The 26,016-nt window shown below is 61.2% G+C and carries 23 protein-coding genes and 2 pseudogenes; 9 read left to right on the forward strand and 16 right to left on the reverse strand.

Features of this window, described 5'->3' with window-relative positions; translation table 11 throughout:
* Positions 1–55: 55 nt before the first annotated feature.
* On the reverse strand, positions 56–2,608 hold the full coding sequence (locus JQ591_RS08290; RefSeq protein WP_249136582.1) for a family 16 glycoside hydrolase: 2,553 nt from the start codon (positions 2,606–2,608) through the stop codon (positions 56–58).
* 245 nt (positions 2,609–2,853) lie between these two features.
* Here JQ591_RS08290 and JQ591_RS08295 point away from each other — a divergent pair, with 245 nt between their 5' ends.
* Together JQ591_RS08295 and JQ591_RS08300 are read left to right on the forward strand one after the other, a co-directional pair.
* Complete coding sequence (locus tag JQ591_RS08295; RefSeq protein WP_211395496.1) at positions 2,854–3,108, forward strand: hypothetical protein; 255 nt, start codon at positions 2,854–2,856, stop codon at positions 3,106–3,108.
* Between the two features lie 45 nt (positions 3,109–3,153).
* The gene (locus JQ591_RS08300; protein WP_211395497.1) at positions 3,154–3,444 is read left to right on the forward strand and encodes a hypothetical protein; all 291 of its coding nucleotides are present in this window, start codon (positions 3,154–3,156) and stop codon (positions 3,442–3,444) included.
* Here JQ591_RS08300 and JQ591_RS08305 read toward each other — a convergent pair whose 3' ends face one another.
* A complete protein-coding gene (locus JQ591_RS08305; RefSeq protein WP_249136586.1) occupies positions 3,445–4,257 on the reverse strand; it encodes a hypothetical protein in 813 nt (270 codons plus the stop codon). It abuts the gene before it with no gap.
* Between the two features lie 24 nt (positions 4,258–4,281).
* A complete protein-coding gene (locus JQ591_RS08310; RefSeq protein ID WP_349630369.1) occupies positions 4,282–4,875 on the reverse strand; it encodes a YncE family protein in 594 nt (197 codons plus the stop codon).
* A gap of 318 nt (positions 4,876–5,193) precedes the next feature.
* On the opposite strand from JQ591_RS08310, the gene JQ591_RS08315 reads away from it, so the two are divergent.
* On the forward strand, positions 5,194–6,180 hold the full coding sequence (locus JQ591_RS08315; RefSeq protein ID WP_211395498.1) for an ABC transporter substrate-binding protein: 987 nt from the start codon (positions 5,194–5,196) through the stop codon (positions 6,178–6,180).
* A 217-nt stretch (positions 6,181–6,397) separates the two neighbouring features.
* Here the strand turns inward: JQ591_RS08315 and JQ591_RS08320 are convergent, their stop codons facing one another.
* Genes JQ591_RS08320 through JQ591_RS08330 form a run of 3 tightly spaced genes read right to left on the reverse strand, consistent with a single transcriptional unit; the run spans position 6,398 to position 8,874 of the window.
* Positions 6,398–7,402: a methyltransferase gene (locus tag JQ591_RS08320; protein ID WP_211395499.1), complete on the reverse strand. Its 1,005-nt coding sequence runs from the start codon at positions 7,400–7,402 to the stop codon at positions 6,398–6,400.
* Between the two features lie 55 nt (positions 7,403–7,457).
* Entirely contained in the window at positions 7,458–8,432 is a 975-nt protein-coding gene (locus JQ591_RS08325) for a Bug family tripartite tricarboxylate transporter substrate binding protein (protein ID WP_211395500.1), read from the reverse strand.
* A gap of 22 nt (positions 8,433–8,454) precedes the next feature.
* On the reverse strand, positions 8,455–8,874 hold the full coding sequence (locus JQ591_RS08330) for a MarR family winged helix-turn-helix transcriptional regulator (protein ID WP_211395501.1): 420 nt from the start codon (positions 8,872–8,874) through the stop codon (positions 8,455–8,457).
* 72 nt (positions 8,875–8,946) lie between these two features.
* On the opposite strand from JQ591_RS08330, the gene JQ591_RS08335 reads away from it, so the two are divergent.
* Positions 8,947–9,204: a hypothetical protein gene (locus tag JQ591_RS08335; RefSeq protein ID WP_211395502.1), complete on the forward strand. Its 258-nt coding sequence runs from the start codon at positions 8,947–8,949 to the stop codon at positions 9,202–9,204.
* A gap of 394 nt (positions 9,205–9,598) precedes the next feature.
* Here JQ591_RS08335 and JQ591_RS08340 read toward each other — a convergent pair whose 3' ends face one another.
* The 6 genes and pseudogenes from JQ591_RS08340 to JQ591_RS08360 all read right to left on the reverse strand — a co-directional run bounded on the left by JQ591_RS08340 (position 9,599) and on the right by JQ591_RS08360 (position 14,919).
* Positions 9,599–9,874, reverse strand: a complete 276-nt coding sequence (locus JQ591_RS08340; RefSeq protein ID WP_211395503.1) for a hypothetical protein — start codon at positions 9,872–9,874, stop codon at positions 9,599–9,601.
* 144 nt (positions 9,875–10,018) lie between these two features.
* On the reverse strand, positions 10,019–10,255 hold the full coding sequence (locus JQ591_RS35260) for a PilZ domain-containing protein (RefSeq protein ID WP_247361381.1): 237 nt from the start codon (positions 10,253–10,255) through the stop codon (positions 10,019–10,021).
* Positions 10,256–11,095: 840 nt separating this feature from the next.
* The gene (locus JQ591_RS08345) at positions 11,096–11,794 is read right to left on the reverse strand and encodes an outer membrane protein (RefSeq protein ID WP_211395504.1); all 699 of its coding nucleotides are present in this window, start codon (positions 11,792–11,794) and stop codon (positions 11,096–11,098) included.
* Between the two features lie 913 nt (positions 11,795–12,707).
* Entirely contained in the window at positions 12,708–13,073 is a 366-nt protein-coding gene (locus JQ591_RS08350; RefSeq protein WP_211395505.1) for an MBL fold metallo-hydrolase, read from the reverse strand.
* Positions 13,074–13,574: 501 nt separating this feature from the next.
* Positions 13,575–13,907 (reverse strand): annotated as a pseudogene (locus JQ591_RS08355) (cupin domain-containing protein); the annotation flags it as partial.
* 31 nt (positions 13,908–13,938) lie between these two features.
* Positions 13,939–14,919, reverse strand: coding sequence for a Bug family tripartite tricarboxylate transporter substrate binding protein (locus JQ591_RS08360; protein WP_211395506.1), 981 nt, complete (start codon positions 14,917–14,919; stop codon positions 13,939–13,941).
* Between the two features lie 127 nt (positions 14,920–15,046).
* Between JQ591_RS08360 and JQ591_RS08365 the strand changes: the two genes are divergently transcribed.
* Entirely contained in the window at positions 15,047–15,988 is a 942-nt protein-coding gene (locus tag JQ591_RS08365; RefSeq protein WP_211395507.1) for a LysR family transcriptional regulator, read from the forward strand.
* 426 nt (positions 15,989–16,414) lie between these two features.
* Positions 16,415–17,136, forward strand: a pseudogene (locus JQ591_RS08370) (Ku protein); the annotation flags it as partial.
* A 125-nt stretch (positions 17,137–17,261) separates the two neighbouring features.
* On the opposite strand, the gene JQ591_RS08375 reads toward JQ591_RS08370, so the two are convergent.
* Positions 17,262–18,107: a fumarylacetoacetate hydrolase family protein gene (locus JQ591_RS08375; protein WP_211380967.1), complete on the reverse strand. Its 846-nt coding sequence runs from the start codon at positions 18,105–18,107 to the stop codon at positions 17,262–17,264.
* Entirely contained in the window at positions 18,104–19,642 is a 1,539-nt protein-coding gene (locus tag JQ591_RS08380) for a bifunctional 3-(3-hydroxy-phenyl)propionate/3-hydroxycinnamic acid hydroxylase (protein ID WP_211395624.1), read from the reverse strand. Before JQ591_RS08380 ends, JQ591_RS08375 begins: the two co-directional genes overlap by 4 nt.
* A 206-nt stretch (positions 19,643–19,848) precedes the next feature.
* Between JQ591_RS08380 and JQ591_RS08385 the strand changes: the two genes are divergently transcribed.
* Both JQ591_RS08385 and JQ591_RS08390 read left to right on the forward strand, forming a co-directional pair.
* On the forward strand, positions 19,849–20,997 hold the full coding sequence (locus tag JQ591_RS08385) for an ABC transporter substrate-binding protein (protein WP_211380968.1): 1,149 nt from the start codon (positions 19,849–19,851) through the stop codon (positions 20,995–20,997).
* A 27-nt stretch (positions 20,998–21,024) separates the two neighbouring features.
* Positions 21,025–22,206 carry a cytochrome P450 gene (locus tag JQ591_RS08390; protein WP_211395508.1) on the forward strand — a complete coding sequence of 394 codons (1,182 nt, stop codon included), beginning with the start codon at positions 21,025–21,027 and terminating at the stop codon, positions 22,204–22,206.
* Here the strand turns inward: JQ591_RS08390 and JQ591_RS08395 are convergent.
* Positions 22,203–22,994, reverse strand: a complete 792-nt coding sequence (locus tag JQ591_RS08395) for a DNA-binding transcriptional regulator (RefSeq protein ID WP_211380969.1) — start codon at positions 22,992–22,994, stop codon at positions 22,203–22,205. The two genes, JQ591_RS08390 and JQ591_RS08395, sit on opposite strands and share 4 nt — an antisense overlap.
* A gap of 158 nt (positions 22,995–23,152) precedes the next feature.
* On the opposite strand from JQ591_RS08395, the gene JQ591_RS08400 reads away from it, so the two are divergent.
* Positions 23,153–24,136 (forward strand): VOC family protein, encoded by a 984-nt coding sequence (locus JQ591_RS08400; RefSeq protein ID WP_211380970.1) that lies wholly within the window; start codon positions 23,153–23,155, stop codon positions 24,134–24,136.
* A 218-nt stretch (positions 24,137–24,354) separates the two neighbouring features.
* On the opposite strand, the gene JQ591_RS08405 is transcribed toward JQ591_RS08400, so the two are convergent.
* The gene (locus tag JQ591_RS08405) at positions 24,355–25,902 is read right to left on the reverse strand and encodes a hypothetical protein (protein ID WP_349630370.1); all 1,548 of its coding nucleotides are present in this window, start codon (positions 25,900–25,902) and stop codon (positions 24,355–24,357) included.
* Between the last annotated feature and the right edge of the window lie 114 nt (positions 25,903–26,016).

The following is a 26,016-nucleotide window of genomic DNA, read 5'->3' on the forward strand; positions in this document are numbered from 1 at the left end:
GAAGCCTGGACCTCTTCGTTCATCCTTCTTGCTCCCCAGGCGCCAGAATGGTGGCTCAAACCGTGAGGGGAACGTTGGAACGGATGCGGACATTTGCGAAGGCTACGCTGCCGGTATGTACCTGCAGGCCGATGAAGCCCGAATCCGGATCCTCGCTCCTCATGCGTCCGCGAAAGCGCTCGTTGGGGTCGGCAGGGTCAGCCGTGAACTTCGTCGACGGCTGACCGTTGAGCAACACCTCATACGTGCGACCGGTCACGGTGATGTCGAAGCTGTGCCAGGTACCGGCCCCAAGCCTCTGCCCGTTCATATAGTTTTGCTGCCCTGGCGAGGTGCCGATCGTCTTGACCTTGTAAATCGCTCCCGTGCGGTTGAAGAGGAAGCCGTCGAGTTCGCCTTTCCGCGTGTCGCCCCGCGCTTCCTCGTCAATCTGAACCTCGTAACCCGTGTCGACCGCCACGGTCGCGAGATTGCCGGGTACGTCGGGCCCGGGTGTGCCCGGCAACTCGGGCAATTTCGGATTGCGGAAGCGCAGGAAAACCCCGGAATTGTCGTTGCTGTTGCCCCGGGGGTGCGGGAGGCAGAAGTCCAGCCGCAGGGTGAAATCGTCGAACTGCTCGGCCGCATAATAAAGTAACCCGATGCCGTTCGAGTCGGGCTGTGCGACCAGGGCGCGCCGGACAAGGGCGAAGTTGCCGCCTCCCACCCGATTCCATTTGGCGAATAGATCAGCGGCCTTCTCCGAGCCGTCGAACAGATAACGGAAACCGGCTTCGGCGACGGCGGCCGGTGGCGGCGGCAGCAAGTGATCGCCAAGGCGTCGCGCGAGAGCGATGCCGGTCAGCATCGGATTCGGTGAACCGATCGTCGGAAACAGCGCCGGGCCGACCACATAGGCGTTCTTGATTGAGTGGAAGCGGCAATTTGCGTCGGTCACGGAGGTGGTCGGGTCGTCCCCCATGCGCAACGTGCCCGCTTCGTGGTGCGTCGAGCCGAGCGGATCGCGCCGGCCGTTCGGGTGCTGATCGCGCCCAACGTGAGGAATGGCCGCCGCAACGCTCGTCGCATCCGCGCCGAGCTGCACGTCCGCACCCGTGACGGGATGCAGGAAGTCTATCTTGTGGCCGTTGGCAAAGACAACCGCGAGCTCGTCGGAGGCCTTGTCCATGGCCTCCCAGAGCTGCATGTCCTTCGGGTTCGGCTGCAGGTTCACGAAGGCCTTGCGCTCGCCGAAGTCGACCTGACTGGGGTCGAGATCGAGCGTGACGTTGCTTGCGGAGTTGTTCGGCTGCATCTCGCCGATGCCTCGGATCGTCACGATGACATGCGAATCGGTGGCGTTCAGGTGCTGCTGGACCGTGTCGATATCGGGGACCTTCTGAAACAGCTCCGCCTCCGAATTGGATCCCGCATTGCCAAGGCCCGACGCGGTGATCTGGAAATGGAAGTGACCGAAAGTGCCGTCTGGGTTGTTGTCCGCTCCTAGGAACGGATGCCGACCCTTGAGCAGCAGCGCAGATGTCTGCAGCGCTTTCACGCTTGGGGAAATGGCACTGAATGCCTCGCGTGGCACACGCAACGTGACGTTGGATCGTAAGTGAGCCATGAGATTGGTGCCGATCCGACCGTCGGCTCCGAAGGATGAGAGGGCAAGGCGCGTGCTCTCGATGGTGCCGAGGGCCACGATCACCTTCGCATCGGGCGAGAGCGGAATGCGTCCGCGCTCGGTGACTACGCCGTCGACGCGCGTCCCATCCGGATCGTTGGCGAGTGTCAGTCGCGACACGTGGCAACGCGGCACGACCATCAAGCGCTTGCGCACGTCGTCACCGGGCGCTTCGCTGAAGGCGCCCCGCGCCGCCTTGATCAGCAGCGGCACCGCACTGAATTTGTTCAGAGGAAAGAAGCCCGCGTGTTCGGGCCGGGCCTGGACGGCGAGCGGCGCCTCGAGCTTGAGCTTGTTGCGCATCTCGGCCTCGAGTTGCTGGCTCTGGGCCGGATCGGGGGGCGGATTGGGGGGCGCCAGTCCCAGAAGGCCGGCGAGATCATCGACCGTGGTCGGCGCGTCGAGGATTTCTACCGGAGGGGCCTCCGGCAGAGTGGCGAGGTCGACCGCGCCGGAAATCCGATTGGCGGTGATCGCGCTGTAGAGCTGCTCGCGCATCCCATGGTGCAGCTCGCCGAAGATGTAGTCGTTCGTCGCCGTGACGCCGATCTGCTGTCCGGATTGGCGGAAGTAGCCGTTGTCGCCGTTCGACAGCTTTTTCGCGTTGAGATCGTCGAGCACCGCCTGCGGCCAATCGGTGCGGGTCTCCGTATCGAGCAGCCGCGGAGACCACCCGCCCCACCAGATCGAGCGACCGCCGACGCAATAGGCCAGTCCGGACGCCGCATAGCCGAGCACGGGAGCGGCGTTCCACGACAGTCCCCAAACCTCCCGACCGAGATTGATCGACGGGAGGTTCTGCATGTGCTCGGCAAGCAGAACCGGTCCAGCTTCGAGGACAAGGATGCGTTCGGATCGACCGGTGCTCCGGAACCACAGATGCTCGGCGACGGCAGAGCCGAACGTGCCTCCGCCGATCACAACGAAATCGAACGGCCGCATGTCACCGCGGCCCGGCAAGGCATTACCGTTGATGTCCCGGGCGTTGGCGCGATAGGCCGGATCGGAATTGGCGAGTGCTTCGTCGAACGTGTTGCAGACGTACCGCCCCAGCACGTCGAGAGCGAAGTCCGTGGTTTGCGAGGACGAGCCGATACTCATGGAGGACTCCAATCCTGGGCTTCGCGCTCACGTCGGACCGACGCCGAAGCCCTTACCGCTTATAGATCCGCAGCGACGTTCCTGACGTGAATTACTTCACACGGATGATCAAAGGTTGTTTCGGCCGCGAAGTGCCTGAGGGCACCGGAGATGTAGGCCGTCTTCCCGGCATTCTACCGCTGGCGGGCAACGAACGGACATTTGCCGGCGACGCAAATGGTGCGCGCGTCCGTGCAACACGTACGAACATGTTCGAGAAGCTTCACATCGGCAGCGATATTGACCATTCCGGCTGTGGCATTGCGGGGACAAAACCAGCGCTGATTTCCGAACAATGCTGATGACAGCGAGTTGGTGCACTGATCTAACGACGAAGGGAGATACCTATGAGCAAATCCAGATCGCTCGCACTCTCGTCCACTCTCGCACTAGCTCTCGCATTCGCCGGAACCTGTGCGCAAGCCCAGTCCACCCAGGTACAACCTTCCCAGACGCCGCAGCAGTCCGAGCAGTCCCGTCAACAGGATCGCAGTCGCGCAGAGGACGTCAAGATCGGGCGCGACTGGAAAGCCGAGGGCGGCGAGAGCGACCATGCCAACCAGGCAACATCGGACGACAGCCATCAGACCGTCGGCCGCGATTGGCGTGCACACCCCGAGGACCAGGACCGCAAGTAGCTATCGAGGCGGAACTGGCGACGCCTGACGCGCGGCGTGACCTTCGAAGAAGGAAAGCGGAAAGCCGAAGGTCAGGCCCGCGCGAATCTCGTTCACCGGCTGCCTCCCGGTGAGCGCATGACGAACCGCGACGTCGAAGCTCAGATCGTCTCGGACGCGGTAAATCAATCCGACCAAGCCGGAAAAAGTCTCCTCCTTTCCGAATTCATGCTCATAGAAGATCTCTGCGACGGGCCGCAGTGTCCACGTTGCCGGTCCTTCGATGATGGCACCGAGGAAGAGGTCGCCGTGATGGTCGCGGGTCAGGGCCGTCTCGGCATTCAGATGGATGGTCCCCCAATCCCATCGCTGCGAGACGATCCCGGCCAGGCTTAGACCGACGCCGGAATCCCCAGTGCTGTCAGGTAACAGGACGCCAAATTCAGTCGCAATGCTTGGGCCGGTCTTGTCCTGCAAGCTCCCGGGCACCACCACATGCTTGAGGAACGCTCCGGCTGCGGTCAGGCTGGTCGGTCCAGGTGGAGAAGGCGGCGTTTGTCCCTGACCCTCGAAGACGGCTTCCCAGTCTTCGCTCAAACCGTAGTTTATGACCCAAGCCGGCGCGATCAGGCTTGCTCCGCTCTCGTCACGCAGACGCCCGGCCGGTTGTAACTCGATTTCCATTTCCCCTTTCTTTGCGACGGCCGCATCGGTCCCGTCGAAGGGCCGATAGGCCGACGCTGGAGGAGACCATGCCACCAATCCCAGCGCGACCATCAAGCTCGGCGCAAGCCGTCTTGGAAAGCTGCGAAAGCCTCGGCTCCATACGCGCATGCATGGCCTCCCGCATTCTCGATCTCAAGGCATTGGCTTGAACACCCAGATGGCTGCCGGTCCGGCGGGGCCGGCACGCACCGCTACGAACAGGCGGTCCAACTCCGGCACAAAGAGCGACGTTCGCGCGCCCGTTGCCGTCGGCGGGCGAGCGATGCGTCGATAAACCGATCCATCGACTTCAAAGACGTCGACGTAGCCGGCGCCGCAACTCACGTAGACACGTTCACGTTTTGCATCGACGAAGAGATCATCGACGTCGCCGCAGGTGTCCGCAATCGCGATCGGCTTGCCGTCCGTCGAGAATACGACAAGTGCGGCGGGGCTGCGATACGCCAGAAGCACCCGGCTGCGGTCACGATCAATGGTCATCGCGAAATTGCCGCCCTTGTCCATCGGCCAGTTGGCGATCTGCTTCGCGGATGCGCCGTCCACCACCGCGACCGCGCGCGCATCGGGCAGGTTGACAAAGATGCGCCCGCTGCCGGGCTCAAGCTGGAAGCTCTCCGACAGCATCACCTGGGTGCAACTCGCCGCGTCGCTTGCCGCGCTCGGACGTATGGAAGAGGCGAAGGCCGCGGCAGCTTGCGTGCTGGAATTGCAGCCTGGCTTTCGCATCAGCGGACAATTCGCCGGCGTGGATTGCGCGCCTGAATTGGCATCGAAACTAGCCAAAGCTCTCCGCGCATCTGGACTGCCAGAATGATCCGCCGACACTCAAACAGGTCGGCTACTGGCCCGTTGCGTCAGTTGTGGCAGTGCAGCCACATGTCCGCTCCCGGCGGTAGCTCGGAAATCACGAACTCAGGGTCGATCGATGCGATTTACGGGGACGCGAGATGGACAGCCTGAGAACTTCAGCGCAAATTCACCTTTGAAGCGAGTCCTGACAATTGTGCATCGCTGCTGCTATCGCGGCGTATTTTGGAGCGACAAATGCGGCGGCGAGATTTCATTAGAGGAATTACGGCTGTTTCGGCAACGTTGCCGGTTGCTGCGAGCGCCCAGCAACTACCTGCGCGGCCGCTGATCGGTTTCCTTAGTACGCGCTCGCCCGAAGAAGCTACGATTCACATGGATGCCTTCCGGCGCGGGCTCGAAGAAATGGCCTATGTCGAAGGCCGAAACGTCGCCATCGAGTATCGCTGGGCGAAGGGCGATTACAGTCAGTTGGGGCCCCTTGTCGCCGATCTGCGGAGCCGACCGCTTTCGGTCATTGTTGCTACCGGCGATCCGGCCGCACTCGCAGCCAAGGCGGAGGCCATCGCCGTGCCGCTTGTCTTCGTCGTCGGGCAGGATCCAGTGCGCGCCGGTCTGGTCGCAAGCATGAATCGGCCAGGCACGGCCACTGGTGTAAACTTCTTCACGGGCGATCTGGGCGCCAAACGGCTGGAGCTTCTCTGCACATTGGTGCCCTCGGCTCGCGTTGTGGGGCTTTTGCTCAACCCGGCCTTCGGAATGGAAGCGTTCGACGAGTTCCGGCGGTCAGTAGTCAGCGCAGCTCAGTCGCTCGGCCGCGAGGTAATCGTGCAGAGCGCAACAACCGATATTGAGATCGAGGCTGGTTTCGCCGCGTTGACTAAAGCTGGCGTTTCGGCGCTGATGGTGCAGAACGATCCATTCTTCGACTCTCGGCGGAGCAAGATCATTGCTCTGTCGTCTACTCACAAATTGCCCGGCATCTTCCACATTCGGGAGTTTCCGGCGGATGGCGGGCTAATGAGTTATGGTGCCAGCCTCGCCGACGCTTACCGTCAGGTCGGAGTGTATGCGGGCAAGATCCTCCGCGGAGCGAGACCGGTCGATCTTCCAGTCCTGCGGCCGACGAAGTTCGAACTAGTCATCAACATGCGAACTGCGAAAGCACTCAGCCTCACAGTACCACCATCCATTCTCATAGAGGCCGACGAACTGATTGAGTGAAATCGGGAGGCGTCCGGAACTGGCCCGTAGCCGAAGGTCGCCACCGTGTGCGGCACGTCGGTAGTGGAAGGCAGACCGGACATCGGGAAGACGCGGGCGAATCGACGCTCATGACCCATTGCGGACCTTGCAGCAATCTCAGCGTGACCGAGGACGTTTGGACCTTAGGCAGACGTTCGGCTCGCAGTCCTTGGGCTCGAATGATAAGCCGCGAGGCCTACCATGGTTGTGCTTCGATCACATTTTGGATGCCAGCCGGAAACACCCGCGTCAACTCGAACGCCGAGTTGGCAAGGAGCTCCGCGAACTCCTCAAGGGTTCGCTCTCGCCCGCCGGGGGAGACCAGCATGTTCAAATCACTGAACTTGGTTGCCGGCATTTCGTTCGGAGGCCCAACAATCCGTTCGATCAGAAGCAACTTTGCGCCTTTGGTCATCGCGCGCCGACAAGCGGTGAGGATAGCAGCAGCTTCCGTGTCTTCCCAATCGTGAATGACCACCCGCATCAGATAGGCGTCTCCGCCTTCAGGGACCGATTCGAAGAAGCTTCCACCCACGATCTTGCAGCGGTCGAGCACGCCGCGTTCTGCCAGAACGGCTTTTGCTCCCGCGACGACGTCGGGTTGATCAAACAGCGTACCGCCAAGGTGAGGGTGAGCGCATAGCAGGGCCGCCAACATCGAGCCTCGCCCGCCACCCACGTCGACTACGTGACTGAACGGCGAGAAATCATAGCCGCGGAGCACTGCGTCGGCTCCGTCCCGTGAGAATTGCGCCATAGCCTGATCGAAGGTCGCGCCGTATTCGGGGTACTCTGCGCGTAATTGCCAGACACTTTTGCCGTGCAAGTGTTGAAATGCGTTCTCGCCCGTTTGCACGCTGTGCAGCAGATGCCCCCACGCTTGCCAATAATAGGGGCTTCCGACCACTTCCGCCCAGGCTCCGACCGGTGTCGCGGAGTCGGCACGCAAGCAATCACCCACCGGGGTGAGCGCAAAATATCTGCCTTCTTCCTCCCGGAACACACCGACGGCGGCGAGCGCACGCAACAGCCGGTACAGCGAATCGGGATGGCTCTTCGTCAGCACCGCGAGCTCGTCCACCGATCGAGCGCCGTCATTTAGATGGTCGGCGACTCGCAGCTTTGCTGCGACACTAATCGCCTTCGTGACCTGGAAGCCATTGATCAGAGTCAGCAAGTCGAGGCGAGGATCGCTTGTCATGGATGCGCTCCTTGAGTGACGGTTCTGGCTTGGCATGGTCCGGATGCTGCGAAAATCACTGGGTCGGCTTGAAGTCCATTGCTTTCGCGAGGTCAGCAAGACTGCGACGCCGTTCGTCGAGCAAAGCTGCAAATTCGGCCGCCGTCCCTGGATGAGCGGCCTGTCCGACGTGAGCCAGCCTTTGCCTGATGCCAGGATCGTTCGCGACGGCGCTGACGGCGGATGCAATCTGGTCTCGCAAGGTATGCGGAATTCCGCGCTTGCCGAATAAGCCAACCACACCGTCCATGCGAAGGTCCGGGAAGCCGGCCTCCGCGACCGTGGGGACATCAGGGACAAGCGGTGCGCGGGCGTCGCTCGCTACCGCCAGGAGCCGAGCTCTCCCTGACTGCACCTGCGACATTGTCACGCTAAGTGCATGAACGAAGACGTCTATGCGGCCCTCACCCAGGTCCTGTAGTGCAGGAGCAAGGTCCCTATAGGGCACAAAGGCGAGTTCCAGTTTTGCATTCTTGAAGAATCCGCCGACAACAAAGGGCGGAAGGCCTGGCGAGCTAGACCAGTTCAGCTTGCCCGGTTCGGCGCGAGCTGTTTGAACCAGATCATCGAGCGAACGGATCGATCGTTTTCCGGTCACCGCTATCGCTAAGACAACGTCCGACGTGGGGCAAATCGGGACCAAGTCACGCACAGGATCATAGGGTAACTTCTCGTGCGTAATTGGAAGCAAGGTAAATACTGCGGAGATGGCATAAAGCAGGGTGTGATCATCCTCCGTGTTGAGAAAAGCAGAGACCCCGATCACTCCGTCGGCGCCGGGCCGATTTTCCACGACGACGGGCTGTCCCCACTGTTCTGAAAGCCGTTCGGCAAACAGTCGAGCGCTGAAGTCAGAACCACTTCCTGCTGGCACGGGTGCAATCAAGCGGACCGTCCGGTAAGGCCAGTCGGCCGCCACGAGCTTGGAACTCCAGCAGGAGATGGCGAGGAGAAGACCGACGGCAGCGAAGAAGCGAACGAAGATGCTCATGCCTACTCCTTCCGAATTGCGTTCAGCGCGACTTCCGCTTTCGACGTCCGGCGCCAGGGCGGACATATTTCTCGTTGGCCCTGACCACTCTGGACATTAACTCGATGAACAGCTCGCGGTCCGCCGGTTCGAGGCAGGATAGCAGCCTCTCTTGAGTGGCGAGCGCTCGTGGACGCAGCCGCTTTCTGATCCTGTGACCGAGAGGGGTGCAGCGGAGCATCCAGACGCGCCGGTCTGAATCATTAGGCCGCCGTTCTACCAGCCCCTTTGCCTCGAGCTGATCCACCAGTCGGCCAGTGTTTGTCTTGTCGACGGCGACCACTTCGGCAAGGCGGCTCTGATCTATCTCCGGATGGTTTTCAATGATCGTTAGGACCGCCCATTCCGGGACGCTCATGTCCTCCTCTTCAAATTCTTCGGCGATGACAGCGGTCGAGATCATGTGCAGCCGCCGGATCAGATACGCCGGAACGAGGCGATAAGGTTGTGGCGCCGGGTCGACCTCCGAGGATCCATGCAATATAATAGCTTTTGTAACCATCATAATTATTATTATCAGAGCGATAGCTCCGCGTCAAGTCATTTGAATAAAGCCCCCAGCCGCGACGGCCCTTCAAGCCGTGGCAGTGATAATGCCGACGAAGTCAGCTTCTGGCCGATTCTGTTGAAAAAGTCGAAAATAACGCCGATGCGAAAATCTCGCAAAAGCTTGCCTCCTTCTGATTTCTTCCGAGAATACATTCTTCAGGCGAAGAAGAAGTTCGCTGAATGATTTTGATGACGTTGATGTGGTCCGCCGCGCCTGACAGCACAAAACGCACCAGCGGCTCTTAAAAATTGGAGCCCGACGGCAACGAGGACTTTTTCAACAGAATCGGCCCTAAGCCGAAGAGCGGTTCGAGCGCCGTAATGTCCGCTGTTGGTGCTAAACCGGACGCCAAGCTGCACTTGCGTTGCGAGCCGCCTTTGACCACCCGTTGCAGACCTTCGGCCGCCGAGCCCAAGGTCGCCTTTGAGCCGACGCCTAGCGTGACCATAGTCACAGACCGGCCACTTGCCTTCCGGCAGTGCATCGCACCCGCGTCGACCAAGACCTCGGCGACAGCATCGCGCGGGCGGTCATCCTGAACAATGCGGATCAGCCAGCCGACGTGGTGGTGGCCGCGTCACGCGCGCGCGTCAGGTGCTCCGCCAGCACTATCATGGCGAGGTCGTACCTCAGCTCGATCTGCTCGGCGGATTAGAGGTGAGCTTGCCAGCGGCTTCAGTCTTAATTGCGAGCCGGTAATCTCCGCGCGGCCACTGGCGAGGAGCCGCTCGACGATGGCGTCGCTGATTACCTTGACACCGAAACGCCAGCCTCCGCGCGGCCGCCGCTCAAACGGGCCATGTTCGAGCAAGCGCAGCAAGTAGCGCTCGTTGTAGTTCTTCTGGTCGTTCATCACTTAGCCCCTGCCTCGTGCCGGCGAGCACGACCGTGATTTAGAGCTTGCGATAAGTCAACCGGCTGCCGGATCATGGGCCAGCGTCTTGGACGCCTGAGCCTTTATAGCCTGCGTAACCAACCGCCAGCACCAGGCTGATGATCAGGAAAACGCAACCCCGATCCGTCGCTCCGAGCGCCACACCGCTCGACAGGAAAGCTGGGACTGCGCACTCGGAATGACGAGTGTGAACTCGTGCGGAATGCCAGATGCGCTGGGCACGTCCAGATTAGCGCCTAGGTCGGAGAAGTTTCGGACGACGCAACTGAAGGCGCCCCCGGGAAACTCGATGATTGCCGATTTAAATACACGTTGACGGCGTGCGGTTCGCTTTTCCATGGAGCAAAATTAAGCCGGATTTTCTTACAGATCGATAAAGCTGTCGTGGAAAGGCGGGAGCACATTCTGCGGGCAAATAGAGAAAGCATTTACTGTGGGCTGGTCCAGCGAGAGTCTCCTTCCAGCGGACCTGATATCCTCACGCAGGAATCGGAATTTGTGCGAGCGAGCGCAGAAAACTTACGCCTGCAGTGTTCCGGAAATGCGACGCCTTCCAGGTCCGCTCGCTTCGAACTCATTTGTTAAGGGGGCGACTCAGCGAATGGTGGCTAAGCGGAGGCGGGCAAAAAGGATTGGCACGCTGGGACGCCGGAGGGATGGCACAGTCACGGTTATTGTCGGTACGAAGGTGGACGCCGCAGGAGCGTCAACAACTGCTGGCGGTGGCGGCTGGGCACCGACTAGATGAGATCGCCTGCGCGCTCGGCAGTACAGAGCCTACCGTGCGAGGCCGCGCGCACCTCCACAACATCCCGTCGCTATTCGTGATGCAAAAGCGGAAGAGGCCATGATCAAGGGCGTGGCCATAGCTGCCCTTGTATTGGTGGCGAGCGGGCTTGCGGACCAACAACTATCCAAGGGATACTAACGCGCCCTGGCTAGGCTGCGCGAGATCGAGCATTCCTTTCGGCGATAGGTAAGCGCCGGCTGAACCAGCGCCATGGCACGAGCACGACCTTGGTGCTCCAGCCGGGCCGGATGTCCGCCTTGCGCATGCCGCAGGGCGAGGAGACGAAGCGCCCCTCGATGTCCGATAAACGTGTAATCCTCGCCAGTCATTCCGGCTTATGAGAAAGGGCCAGCCCGCATGGCTGACCCTTTCAGTAGTCGTGTAAGCCGTCAGTAACGAGAAGCCGAGGCAGCGCCCCAATTGAACCGATAGTTCAGGCCGGCCTTGACGGTGTGCTCGTCATTGCGGAAGCCGACGGCGGTAACAACACCAGCGGCGCTGGTGAAGAGAGCGTTCCGGGTGCCGAAGTCATAGTACTGGTATTCGACCTTGCCCGACCAGTTCTGGGCGAACATGTATTCGAGACCACCGCCTACGGTGTAGCCGTCGCGACCACCGCCGTTGTTGGTGAAGGTGCCGCCGCCGAAGCCATTCGTAAGGCGGGAGTCAGCCCAGGCATAACCGCCTTTGACGTACACCATCGCCTGACCCCAGGTGTAGCCGAGGCGACCGGTGACCGAACCGAGCCCACGGTTGACGAAGGGATTGTCATTGGTGTCGAGGAAGCTGTAGTTCGCCTCAATGCCCAGCACCCAGCTCGGTGAGAACTGATGGTCGTAACCGACCTGGGCGCCGCCCATGAACACACCATCGTTGCTGTTGGTGCCGGTGAAGCCGGGGGCCAGAATGTTGTTGTTGCCACCGAATGCGCCACCGACGTGACCGCCGATGTAAAAGCCGGTCCAGTTGTAAATCGGCGAGGCCTCCATCGGTGGGGCTTTGGTGTAAGGACGCGCGGCCATATCAGCTGCCGATGCCGTACCCGCTAGGGCGGCCAAAGCGACGGTAGCTAGAAGGAACTTTTTCATTTCGACTCTCTCAGGTTTCAAAGCTGTGCCGAAAGGTACCCTAATCCACCGGATTTGCTGTAGCGCGCCAGATACACGTGGCCACTCTGCATCAGGAATGCTCTGGTCATTTGTTAGTTGAGGAACCGTGAAGACCCGCAACCGGGCGTCGGAGCTGTAAGTTCGGCGGCGTCCCCCGTCATCGCGAAGGGCCCTGGCATGGTCCGAGGTCTTTGCGCCGTTCATACTGAAAGCTATTGCTCGGGATGTCGCATCCTGGCCCAGAGCCGACCTGCCGCGCGCAGCCGGTGAAAGACCGCTTGTGGACGTCCGCTCAGCCCGTTTCGCCATCAGTTCTGGAGTTGGCGGATTTCTCATGCAGGCCGGGGTATCGGCCTGTTGCATCTCTAGAGGGTGCCACAGGGCGGAAGTAAAACCCTCTGTGCATTCTGGACAGTCGATCTGGGAGTTCGTGCGTGCCAACGGCGGATTACTATTTGCGGCAAGCTGAGGTTACGGCCCGCATGGCACTTGCTGAATCGGACCCGGTCAAAGCCGAAGCGCTCCACGTACTGCCCTAAAGTATTTCGAGAAAGCCGAGTGCGCGCGGACGGAACGCAGGCCCCACAGCGAGACTAGGCGTCCAGACGAAATCCAACGGCAGTGACAGCCGATTGTGCTGGCAATCATCCTAATCCTGTTGACCATTGGAGGCGTTATGGTCGGCTCCATCGTCGCCCTAGCCCTTAGAGCGGCGACGCGTGAAAAGGTAAGGCCGCCTCAGTGGGCGGCCTCTTTCTTGACCCCGCAAGCAACTTCCCCTCGTGGCCCCTCTGAGACATGCCCGGCTAACCCGAGAACGTCCGTTCACTCGGGTAGACCGGAAGTCGCCCAAGGTCGGGCAACGAAACCGAATGACCCGAAGCCGACATTTTCAGCTCTCCGATTTTGAACGTCGGACTGTGATTGTCTCGCCTATCTCGAAGCTAGACAGATCTTCGCCGACGACAAGCGGCCCGGAATAGGTCTCGCGGGTCGCCGCCACTAAATCCTCTATAGCAGGGGCCGCGACCGTTTTACTCGCGAGCATCACGAGATGGGTAAAAGCGGCCATTTTCGGCTTGGTCTGCGCAAACACTCGCCCAGCCTCCTGAGGCGAGGTGTGATGATTGAGGATGCGCCGGATGTAAACTTCGCTCAGAAGTTCCGGCCGCGCCATGGCGACCTCATGCACCAGCAGGTCAGCATCCGCGCCGTAGCGCAGCACATTGGCGTTGTAGCGGGTGTCACCGGAGATCACGGCGACCCGATTTTTGTATTCGATTCGACATTCTTGCGCTCGCCGGCCGCTGCGCCCGCGATCCGGAGCAAAGGATTGGCGCCCATTGTCCCCTGAAGCCTTGTTCTGGGAGGACGATTGTTGCTTGCCCGGTCTTGTTGCCTTTTGACCTTTTTCATGAGTTTTATTCGGATTTTTGTAATATGTTCGTCACGGTCGTTGCGGGTGCTTTGCCTTTCTTCAGCTCACGGCTGCACCGCTCACGCGATCTACCGGTCTGATGACTGGCATTCGAGCGGTACAAATGCGTCGCCGGGCTCTACGTGGCGAAGGCCAATATGTGATTGGAAGAGTGTCCAAGATACACTCGATGGGACATATCTCCTCTTGGCCCTTCGCTTCCGTTGACGCGGTGCATCTACATGTCGGTTCATAAAGGCAAACCGGAAGTCCGCAGCCGGTCGCCGGACCGACGCTTCTGACCCAAACGAGACATTTTGGGAGCCGACAGCAATTGCGTTTTCAGGCCGTTGGGGTGGAAATCGCCTGGCTTCTGAGCGCCGATAGCTGTTCCGTGTCATAGCGAGCCCGCAACTCTGCAATTGTCGTTGGATCCGCACCGCCTCGTGCCACCGTCTCGGAGAGCTCCTCGAAATAGCGCTCGTGACCAGGCGGAGACACTGTCATGAGCACGCGGGCGATGGTGTCGGACGCGTTGGCGATGTTGTGTGGCACGCCCGGCGGCAAGAAGAGATAAGTGCCGGGGGTCGCGCGTACGCGTTCGTCGCCGACCTGCCAGTCGCACTCGCCCTCCAGTACATAGAACGTCTCTTCCTGCACGCGGTGGACATGCACGGAGATTGCTGCTATCCAAGAGGTCGCCGCGCTATTCCGGTCGGATCTTCGCGAGGCTGATCACTTTGGCCCACTTCTCGGTTTCACCGGCCATTAGCTTGCCGAAATCACCGGGCGAGCCGCCGAGTGCTGTGGCGTCGAGACTACCAAGGCGCATCCTGAAACCGGGATCGGCCAGAGCGGCGTTGGTCTCGTTGTTGAGCCTGTCGATGATCGCGGCTGGCGTGTCTTTCGGCGCGCCGATGCCGAATACCGAACTCGCCTCATAAGCCGACACGAATTCACCGATGGCCGGGACATCCGGCAGCGCTTCGGATCGCGCTGCCGTCGTTATTCCGAGGGCGCGCAGCTTGCCGCTCCTGATGTACCCGATCGATGGCGCCAGGTTCACAAAGACGACCTGTACCTGCCCGCCGAGCAGATCCGTGATCGCGGGCGCCACACCTCGATAGGGCACATGCTGAAGATCGAGCCCGCCGGCTTCCTGTTTGAACAGTTCCGCGGCGATATGGGTGATCCCGCCCACGCCGCCCGAACCATAGGAGAGTCTCCCGGGATTGGCCTTGGCATAGGCGATGAACTCCGGAATTGTATGGGCAGGAACCGATGGGTGTATCACCATCACCAGGGCGCCACGGGTCAGACTGGCGACCGGCGCAATATCCCGCAGGAAATTGAAATCAAGATTTTCATAGAGCGTCGCATTGATCGCGTTGGGAGAACCGACCAGCAGCAGCGTGTAGCCGTCCGGAGGCGCACGCACGACCGCATCAGTGGCGATATTGCTCCCCGCTCCGGGCCGGTTCTCGACGACGAATTGCTGGCCGAGCCGCTCCGAACACCATTGCCCGACCAGACGCGCAAGGATGTCATTTGGGCCGCCCGCGGCGAAGCCAACCATGATGCGGACCGGTCGCGACGGGTAAGTATCGGCCCGAGCCAAGCCCGACAGCAGAGGTGGCGCAGCCATGCCCACCGCAAGGTGCAGGAATTGACGTCGGGAGGGCGTCATAGGCATTGCTCCGTCGAACCTGCACTGGCGCCGGCTCTCTTCAACGGGCTGAGGATAGTTGATGTTGTCATAAGCGCATAAGGCTATTGTCTGATGAGATCATCTCAAAATGGAAATGGGTGCTCTCATGCAGATGAGCGATCGCATCGGAAAACGAATGAAGCTGCAGGACCTGCATGTACTGATGGCGGTGGTGCAGGCTGGCAGCATGGGCAAGGCGGCGCTCGTGCTCAATACCACTCAGCCTAATATTTCGAGATCGATCGCGGAGCTTGAGCGCGCGTTCGGCGTCCGCCTGTTGGATCGCCACCGGCGCGGAATTGAGCCGACCGAGTGCGGCCGCGCCCTACTCGATTGCGGCGCCGCGGTTTTCGACGAACTGCGCCAGGGCGCGAAGAGCATCGAATTTCTGGCCGACCCCACCGCTGGAGAAGTGCGGATTGGAAGCACGGCTTTTCTGGCGGCGAGCTTTGTTTGCGCTCTCATAGATCGGCTCTCCCGGCGTCATCCGCGGATCAGATTTCAGCTCGTGACCGGCTACCTGGAGACACTGCACCGCGACCTGAGCGAGCGCAAAGTCGATCTGTTGATCGTGCGGAGCAGCGGCCCGATTGCTGACGAGCGGCTGCGTTTCGAGTTTCTTTTTGAAGATCGCTATGTCGTTGCGGCGGGTGCTAAAAATCCATGGGCTCGGCGGCGCAACATCGAGCTCCCCGATCTGGCGGAGGAGCGTTGGGTACTTCCACCGCGGGAGAGCGTGATCGGATCAATCCTCACCCAAGCCTTTCGCGCCAGCGGATTTGAGTATCCACGCGCGACGGTGGTCACTGATTCCCCCCATATGCGGGTCAGCCTGCTGGAGACGGGGAGGTTCATCACGGTGTTCCCGGCTTCCGCACTGAAATTTCTGACCAGGGGGGCGGCACTTAAAGTCTTGTCCGTTGAACTGCCGGCGGCACGTCGGCCAAACGGGATGGTCACCGTTAGGGATCGTGCGCTCAGCCCGGTCTTGCAGCTCGTCATTGACAGCGCCCGTGAGCTCGCAAAGCCAAAAGCGAAACGAAAGTGACAAATCGTACGTCTGCTTGCGACTACTTGAGGCCATATTTCCGCTTTTGAACCCGAAGCAGACAAGCGTCTGCTAACGGATGGGGATGCAACACACGCCGGCGCAAACCAAGTGATGTCGCAGAAGCTGCGATGACCGGCGGGTCAGGGGCCAAAACCGCCATGGTATCTGACGGACACAGTACAGCAAAAAGCCGAGACCGAAGAACGCGAAGAAGGGGCGGCATGGTGCAGGTACTAGACGCCTGCCTGGTCGAGGGGCGACGTTGAACAGGCAGATCCATTGTCCCAATTCACCTCGAAATCGGCCGAGATTGACGGTCCGAGCGGCGCGACTCGGTGGTACACAGCGGTGGTCACAAAACTGGACCGGGCTTTATAGGAATCCTTGTTTTTCGGCGGTTTCTGGGCATTCGCGGCATCGGGGATGGGAGTCCCACTCTCTCCGCCATTGAAAGGATTTCTGAGGCTCTCGCTCGTCACCTGCCCGGTGGCGCTGTACCCGGCGACCTGGGAGAGCGAAAGATCTTCTTCAACCAGCTGAACCGGGCGACCGGTCATCGCATCAAGTACCTGAAGCTCGATGCCGACACCGGCGACGAGGTCCCCCAACGAGAACATCGTCAAGGGCTACAAGGTCGACACCGATACGTTCATTGAGGTCACCAAGGAGGAACTCGAGAACGTCGCCCTGGTCTACTCGGACGATCGAGATCGACGAGTTCGTCGACCGCAGCGAGATCGACCCGCGTTTCCTGATCCGCCCCTACTACCTCATGCCCGACGGCAAGGTCGGTCACGATGCCTTTGCGGTAATCCGGGAAACGATCCGCGAGATGGACAAGGTCGCGATCGGGCGCGTGGTGCTGACCAACCGCGAGCACATCATCCCGCTGGAGCCACTCGACAAAGGCCTGATGGGGACGCTACTGCGCTACCCGTACGAAGTCCGCGATCCGGCCGAATATTCGACGAGATCCAGGACGTCAAAGTCACCCAGGACATGCTCGATCTCGCCCGGCATATCGTCGAGCAGAAGGCCGGCAACTTCGAACCCGACAAGTTCGAAGACCGGTACGAAACCGCTCTGGTCGATCTCATCAACGAAAGCCGGCCGGCAAGCCGATTACGCCGAAGGAGCGCCCGCGGCGCCTCGAAGCATTAGAGACACGTTTGCGAAAATCGGATGAAGTATGGCCGCTTGGTTCAGTAGCGTGCTCCCACCCGATCGCCGCGATGGTGCCAGCCGTTCGCTTCCTCAACTCGGCGGATGCCTACTCGGCTATCACTGAATTCTGGAGGACGCCAATCCCAGATATCTCGACCTCGACGGTGTCACCGGGCTTCATCCACAGCGGCGGCGTGCGTTTTAAACCAACGCCGCCCGGCGTGCCCGTCACGATGACGTCGCCGGGGACCAGGGGGCAGATGGCGGAGATGTAGGCGATCAGCTCGGGGATCGCGGTGATCAACAGATCGGTCGTGGCGTTCTGCACCACGGTGCCGTTGAGGCGGGTCTGGAGCGTGAGCTTCGATGGATCGGGGATTTCGTCAGCTGTCACCAGCCAGGGGCCGAAACTGCCGCTGTTGGCAAAAGTCTTACCCGACAGAAACTGGCTGGTGTGACGCTGCCAGTCGCGTATGCTTCCTTCGTTGTAGCAGGCATAACCGGCGACATGATCGAGCGCCCGGTCTGCCGGGATATGTCGGCCCTCCTTGCCGATGACCAGCGCGAGTTCGCCTTCGTAGTCGAAATTGTCGCTGACCTTCGGCCTAACGATCGGCTGCATGTGGCCGACCTGACTGCAGGCGAAGCGCGCGAACAGCGCCGGCTTCTCGGTGACGGTCCGCCCAGTCTCGGCGACGTGGTCCCGGTAATTGAGACCGACGCAGATGATCTTGCCGGGGTCCAGGATGACCGGTGCGAAGGCGATCTTGTCGACCGCATGCTCGGGGACGTTGGCTGCGATCAGTTCAGCGGCCTCGGCGACGCGGTTGGTTTCGAGCAACTGCCGCAGCGAGGTGCAACCGGACATGCGCGTGGCAAGATCGACGATGCCGTTGTCTTTGATGGCGCCAAAGGAGGCGCGGCCGTCGGCGATGAAAGAAAGCAGCTTCATGGGATATCCTCGGGAATGTGTTCAGGCCGCGAAGGCACGTGGATTGGAAGGATGACGGCGGCGGCGAGCCGGTCGAGCTCCCCGTCGTTACTGGCGGCGCCGACCACGTAGCGGTCGGGTCGGACGAGGGCGGACCTGAGGCCGTTGTCGCGCAACCAGGTGCCGACGCCGGCGGCTGCGTCGCCGGTGAGCATCGACACGCCGTTCTCGCCGAACGCGCGTTGCAACGGCCGGGGGATGGCGCCGGCGGACTCGGTGAGAAGGACGTAAGCGTAACCGATGGCGTCGTCGCTTCGTCGGCCATCGTGCAGCGTGAATTGTGGCGCGAGATGTCCGGCCATTGGTAGATCCGACAGCGCAAGCCCGGGGCCGAGCAGGGGCTTCTTCACCTCGAGTTTGACCGGCGCGTTCTCGCGTGCTTGGCCGGCGGCGAGGCCGGCTTCGACCGCCTTGGTGTTGATCAAGCCGCCGAGCCGAATGGCCAGCTCGACGAACTCGCGGACGTGCGGCTGGCGCTCGCTCTGATAGGTGTCGAGCAGGCGCGCGTCGGCATGGCCGCTTAGGATGGCGCTGAGCTTCCAGGCAAGGTTTGCGGCATCGCGGATACCGGCGCACATGCCCTGCCCTAGGAAGGGCGGGGTCTGGTGGGCTGAATCGCCGGCGAGGATCAGGCGGCGGTCGCGCCATTGCTGCGCGATGGTGGAGTGGAAAGTGTAGACCGCGGCGCGCTCAAGCTCAGCGTCCTCGGGCGTGATCCAGCGCGACAGCAGCTCCCAGACCTTTGTCGGCTGGGTGACGCCCTGCGTATCCTCGTCGGGTAGAACCGTGATCTCCCAACGGCGGCGCGTGCCGGTGCCGCGCACATAGGTGGCGGGCCGCCGGGGGTCGCAATGCTGCAGGCTGTAGTCGCCGAGATCGTCGCGGTTTCGCTTGAGCAGCACGTCGACCACGAGCCATCGCTCGTGAAACCCGAGATCGTCCATGCCGGATCCGATGAAGCGGCGCACCAACGAACGGGCGCCGTCACAACCGATCACATAGCGGGCGCGGACCTCGGTGAGCTGCCCGTTCGAGAGATCTTCGTAGCGCACCCGCACGCCGGTCTCATCCTGGTCGAGCGCGAACACGTCGCAACGGTTGCGTGTTGCCACGTGAGGCCAACGTTGCAGGCCGCCGATCAGCACTTCCTCCAGATCCGGCTGGTGAAAGCGGTAGCTAAGGTTCCAGCCCAGCGGAGTTAGTGTCAGGGGCCGCGACCAATCCAGCAGCATGCGGCCGTCGGCGTCGAGAAAGAGCATGCCAGGACTGACGATTACGTGGGGCAGGATCGCCTCAGCCAGGCCGATGGCTTGGAACACGCGCATGCATTCGTCGTCGAAGTGCACCGCGCGCGGAAGATGATACGCACGAGCCTCGCGCTCCAGCACCAGCGTCCTGACTCCGCATAGGCCGAGCAGATTGGCGAGCGTGGCCCCGACGGGGCCACGACCGATGATCACGACATCATAGCTCTGGAAGGCACACCCATCCTGCATGACTCCATCTGTTTCCCAGCCGTCCGCCACCTTCAAGGTCGTGTCGCCAAGTGTCCGCACATCGGACGAGCCCATCCAGCGGCCGTTTGTCCGCCAGCCGGACAAGTTGGCGATAATGCTACGCGCAAGCATTCCGGTTTCGCTAGGGAGAAAGCAAAGCCAATAAGGCTGATCTGCCGAGGCAGTCCAAAGCGGAGGAAACGACGATGCTGCGATCCGTGCTGCGTGCATGCCTTGTGATGCAATTGTTCGCTGCGCCGAGCTTTGCCGCCGACATCAACGTTGGAATCATTCTGTCGGCGACGGGTCCCGCTGCAGCCATCGGCAACGCCGAGCGCAACGGAACAGCCTTCGGTCCCACCGAAATCGGGGGGAAAAAAGTCAATTACTTGTTCCTTGATGAGGCTTCGGATGCTACGGCCGCCGTTTCTGCGCTGCGCAAGCTGCACGAGGAAAGCAAAATTGACCTACTGATCGGGCCGACTACGACACCCGCCTCCTTCGCGGTGATCGAGCCAGCGGTCGAGTATAAGCTGCCCATGATCACCCTGGCGCCCGTCAACGCGCTGGTTGCGCCAGTCGACGCCAGGCGGCGTTGGGTGTTCAAGACCACGACCAACGACGATCATGAAGCGACGCCATTGTTCGCCAACATGAAGAAGTCCGGGGTGAAGAAGCTGGCTCTGATCGGTTTCGGCGATTCCTACGGCGATGCCTGGAGCAAGGTCAGCGCCAAAATGGCCAAGGCCGCCGACATCGAGCTCGTCGCCAACGAGAAGTATGCACGGACCGACACCACGGTTGTGGGACAGGTGCTGAAAATCGTAGCAGCCGGTCCGGATGCAGTACTGATCGCGGCGTCAGGCGCGCCAGCCGCCCTTCCGCTGTTGCAATTGCGCGAGAAAGGATATGAGGGCCAGATCTACGGCACGCTAGGCGCGACGTTCGGCGACTTCCGGAAGCTCACCAGTGCGCAGGGCGATGGGATCTTCTTCCCGCTGAGCCCCGCCGTCGGGGCCGCGTCCTTCCCCGACGACTATCCTGCGAAGAAGTCCGCGCTGGAATTCATCCGGCAATACGAGGCGAAGTTCGGGGCGGGAAGTCGGAACATCTTCGCGGGGTCGTCCTACGACGCCTTGCTTCTGCTCGAGAAGGCCGCTCCCATGGCTCTGAAGACCGCCGAGCCAGGCACGCCGGAATTCAGAGAGGCTCTGAGATCCGCGATCGAATCCTTGAACGGCGTTGCGGGGTCGCGGGGTGTCTACAATTACGGACCCGATGATCACACCGGACTGGATCAAAGCGCACTGGTTCTAGGCAAGCTCGAAAAGGGCGAGTGGACCGCGGTCCGCTGATACGCGCATGCAAGCGGACAGAAGGTCATGAACATAGCCCATTTGGATGTGCCTACCTACGACGTCGATCTCTACAGTGACGAGGTTCTTCGTGATCCTTATCCTCACTACCGAAGGCTCAGGGAGCTCGGCGCCGCCGTCTGGCTTCCGCGACACGATCTCTACGCCATCGGCCGCTTCGACGAGGTCCGAGCGGCCTTGCGGAACCCAACCGTCTTCTCGTCAGCGGATGGCGTCGCAGCCAACGGCAATGTCAACGAAATGTCGCGAGGTACGACTCTCGCGAGTGATGCGCCTTTGCACGATCGGCTCCGGGCGATCATCGGCGCTCCCCTGTCGCCGCGATCCCTCGAGGAGATCGGTCCTCAGATCCGGGCAGAAGCAAGGCGGCTCGTCGATGACCTCCTGGAACGGAAGCAATTCGATGCTGTGACAGATCTGGCGCAGTACTTGCCCCTTACGATCGTGTCGAAGCTGGTCGGTCTCGAAGATTATGGGCGCGGCAGCATGCTCAGGTGGGCGTCGGCAACGTTCAACGTGCTCGGCACGATGAACGAGCGAGGCTGCGCCGCCATGGCGGATATACATGAGATGCGCTCCTACCTCGGCGTCCCCGATATTCGCGAACGATTGCGGCCTGGGAGCTGGGGCAGACGGATCTTCGAGGCCGCCGATCGTGGCGAAGTCGAGCCGGAGCGTTGTCCTGTCCTGATGCGGGATTATCTCGGCCCCAGCCTGGACACGACGATCTTTGCGACGGCTAACCTGATCCTGCTGTTCGGCAGACATCCGGATCAATGGCAGCTGGTCCGTGAAGATCCGAAGCTGATCCCAAGCGCCATCAACGAAGCGCTGCGCCTGGAGTCTCCAATTCGCGGCTTCACGCGTTGTGTCAGCTCGAACGCAACCGTCACGGATGTGCTCATTCCGGGCGGAAGCCGGGCGCTGCTGCTGTACGCGTCGGCCAATCGTGACGAGCGGAAATGGCAAGATCCGGAGCGGTTCGATGTGCGCCGGCGCGCCAATGACCACCTCGGTTTCGGAAACGGGACGCACATGTGTGCCGGCCTGCATCTGGCTCGTCTCGAAATGACGGCTCTCTTGGAAGTGCTGGTCGAGAAGGTGCGCAGCTTCGATATCGGCGAGCCGGTGCTCGCCTTGAACAACGTGCTACGCGGTCTGGCTTCTCTGCCCGTACGGGTGAACTAGCCGTTGATCGGAATTTCGGCCGCCGCCTTGCGCATGGGAATCAAGAACTGCGAAACGGCCTCCTCCAAGGACAGGGCGGAACGGATCCAGATGATCGAAATACAGCCGAAGACAGCCTCCTCTCGAACGATCGGCACGGCGATCGAGGCGGTCTTGGGGTTGTATTCGCCCTCATTGCGGACTGCGTAGCCACGCTCACGGGTCTCGGCGATCATGCGTTCGAGCCAGTTCCCCCCAAGAAATGGGCGATCTTCCACCTCGTCGATCCGCCGCAAGTGATTGACGATCAAGTCTCGCTCGCGCGCCGCTGAGGCTGCCAGGTACGCCCGACCGGCCGATGTCCGCAAGATGGGCAGGCGTTTGCCAATCATGCCGCGGTCGATCGACATGGGGCTACGGGAATGGGTGGTCTCCTGGACCACCATTGCGGCGTTCTCGTAGGTGGAAAGGTCGACGGGCCAGACCAGGGCCTTGCTCAACTCGCCGAGATAAGGCGCCGCCGCCTGGCAGATCACGACGCTCGGATCGTAACCGTCGCCAAGACTGGAGGCCAGCCGTGTCACGCGAAAGCGGTCGTCGCTCGCTGAGCGAGCCACATAACCGAGCTCTTCGAGGGTCTCGAGCAGCCGGTAGACGGTCGGCCGGGGGAGGCTAAGTGCACGTGCCACGTCGGCAGCCCTCATGCCGCCGGACCTATTTACCTCGGTGAGGACGTCGAGACCGCGCTTGAAAGCGCGTACACCCGCCGAGGCTTTCGGTTGCTCGTCGCGCGTCCGCTCCTTGGACAATTCAATTTCCTTCCTTGTGCCGGACGGTACGGAGCCTAACGTGTTGCAAACGCGAGGCGTCCGCAAAACTTAGTGTACGATCGCGGTGCGTCGGCATCAACCTCCGGCGAAGCCGCCGCGCGGCCAACAGACGCGATGAACACAATGGAGGAGCCTGGATGGAGATCTCCGCACTCGGCTATATCAGCATCGGCTCGTCGCAATTGGATCAGTGGAGTCACATGGCGACGAAGTTGCTCGGCATGCAGCAGGTCGATCGCGGCGGAAAGACGCGAGCGTTCCGGATGGATGACCGAAAGCAGCGTCTGATTGTCGACGCCGGCAACGACGCCGGTCTCACAGTGATGGGCTGGGAAGTTCCGACAGCCGCGGAGCTCGATCGTCTCGCCGCCAGGCTGGAAAGCCATGCCGTCGAAGTCACGCGCGGATCGCGCGCGCTGGCCGATGAACGCCATGTGCGCGAGTTGATCCAGTTCGCGGATCCCGCGGGCAACCGGCTTGAGGCGTTCTGCCAGCCGGCGCTCGCGACGGAGCCGTTCCGGCCAGGGCGGCCGATCTCCGGCTTTCGTACCGGCGCCCTCGGGATGGGACACGTGGTTCTGAACGTCGAAGACGTCGAGCCGCTGCTGCCATTCTATCGCGACGTGCTCGGCTTCCACGTCTCCGATTTCGGGCTCAAGCCCTACGGCCTATATTTCTTCCATCTCAACGGCCGCCACCACAGCTTCGCAATGGTAGGGTCGGGCCGGAAGGCGCTGCACCACTTCATGGTCGAGCTCGGTAGCCTTGACGACGTTGGGCAAGGCTATGATCTTGCGCAGCTGGATGACGGGCGGGTCGCCTACACCCTGGGGCGGCATACCAACGACCATATGACCTCGTTCTACGTCAACACGCCGTCTGGCTTCTTCGTTGAGTACGGATGGGGCGCTCGCGTCATCGATCCGGATACCTGGCAACCGCACGAGACGTTCAATGGACCGTCGCTCTGGGGGCATGAGCGCCTCTACATGCCCGATGAGCAGCGGAAGCGCCTACGCGACATGCGGATTGACGCGGCGGCACGCGGCGTACGTGCGCCCGATCCGATCGTGCCGCCCCTGAATTGCGCATGGTTAGATGCCGTGGTCGCTAGGGAGTAGGCCTCACCCCGCATCGCTACAATCGTTCGCGCCGCGACCAGTACGACGGCGTGCCAAGCTACGCATGTTGTCCGAGTGTGAAGAGGCGTCCAAGGTTGCCCCATCGCCGCTTGCTGGACCAATATTCTAGCTCGCCCATCGGTGTCGGCCCCTACCCCGATTTACACCCAGGCAGAGAATCCCACTCTCCACGCCAGCTGCGCGTGATCCGTTTGGAATCAGGCTGCGAGCTTGGCTTGTCGCAAGTCGCGAAACTTCTGCTTTTCCTTCTTATACGCCGCGAGAAGCGCTTTTACCCAGAGCGTCATGCCTTCCGCCTTCAACCCGATCCTTTGAGAGCGGTTGTAGTGCTGCTCGGTCACGGTCGCCATTCTTTCGCGTTCATCGACGCGGTCGTGGACCATCTTGTGTCCGAGTATCGCGGTGGCCGCTCCACCGAGGCGCCTGTCGTCGAGGAATGTCGTCATGGTCGTCCTGCACTCGTGCGGCGTCCAAGGCTCTATGCCATAGAGCGCGAACAGGTTGGGCCGCAGCTTCTTGGGCTTCGGTTTGGGACCAGGCTTGCCATTGCGCTGGGGCTTCTGCTTCACCGTATGGTCGTAGACGCGTCCCTGAAGTCGGTGCAGCAGAAGGTTCAGCGCGGACTGGCTGATGTGCGCCTCCGCATCGCGGCCGCTGAACATCCATTCCGATTCGCCTCCCGATTCCTTGTGATAGGCCGCTAGGATCCCCAATGCCTCCGGGGGGATAGGAAGCGAGAAGGGACGCCCTCCGTCGCGTCCGCCTTTCATCTCCTCTTCGGTCCAGTTCGCGATTTTCCATCCTCGCAGCTTGCGGTCCTTTCTGTCGGGATCGAAGAGGCGGTCGGCGCGCAACTGCAGAAGGCCGCCGGTTCTTTGCGCCGTCAAAGCGACCGCCCACAGCGCGCCCAACGTACCCGGATAGGTCTCATGTTCTCCCTCGGCAAGCTTCCGAAACTTCTCGGCGATCACCAGGGTGCGCGCGATTTCCTCGATGGTTGGAGCGTGGGTGCGTTTGCCCGAGGCGTATTCGAACGACCACCGGTGCCAGCACCCCACTTCGACGTCGTCCAGTCCGGAATCCGTTGCGTGGAATTTCCATGCCCACGTCAGCATGCTCTTCGATTGCGTGACGGCTCTGTTGACGGTCGACTTCTTATGAGTGGAAAAAATATTGTCTCGGAGACGCTCGAGGTCCCGCAGCTTGATCTCGCCAACCAACTTTTCGTTGACCGACGCATATTCATCGAGTTGCAGGAAGCGGGCGTACTTCTCGCGGTACCTGGCCTTCAGCTTCGGCAGCTTGTACTCGAGAAACTTCGCGGTCAGCGCCTTCCAAGTCCAGGTGACGCCAGTGTCGCCGGTTCGCTTCCGGTAGGCGAGCAGCGACGTTTCGTCGGCGAATTGATCCGCCGCTTCGTGGTGTCCCAGTTCATCCTTGTATTTCGAGGTGAGCGTCAGTCGCACCAGCTGGTCGACGAATTCGCGCAGATCACGCTTGCGCTTGGCGGCGAGGTTCGTCTGCCCGGCGAAATACCGGGCCTGGTCGAGATTGATTTCGGAAGCCGAGCCCAGCCTCAAAGTTATTTCACGACGGCGCACGTACCAGACGACCTTGCCCGGCGTGATGCGCAACGTCAGTCCCGTCGTTTTCTTATCGCGCCATTCGGCTACCTTGCCGGCCATTGCGCCGCTCGCGCTGTAGGAGATGGCGCTTTGGACGTCGTTCTCGTTCAACGACTTCACTTCTCGCTCGTAGACCGGACTTTTCGACATCCCACGCCCATACAACAATCGTACAAATGCAGCTTCCGAAACACCCGAAATGTTCTACGCTCGGAATATCGCCATAATACCGAA

The organism is Bradyrhizobium canariense, assembly GCF_018130465.1.
Classification (GTDB): domain Bacteria; phylum Pseudomonadota; class Alphaproteobacteria; order Rhizobiales; family Xanthobacteraceae; genus Bradyrhizobium; species Bradyrhizobium canariense_C.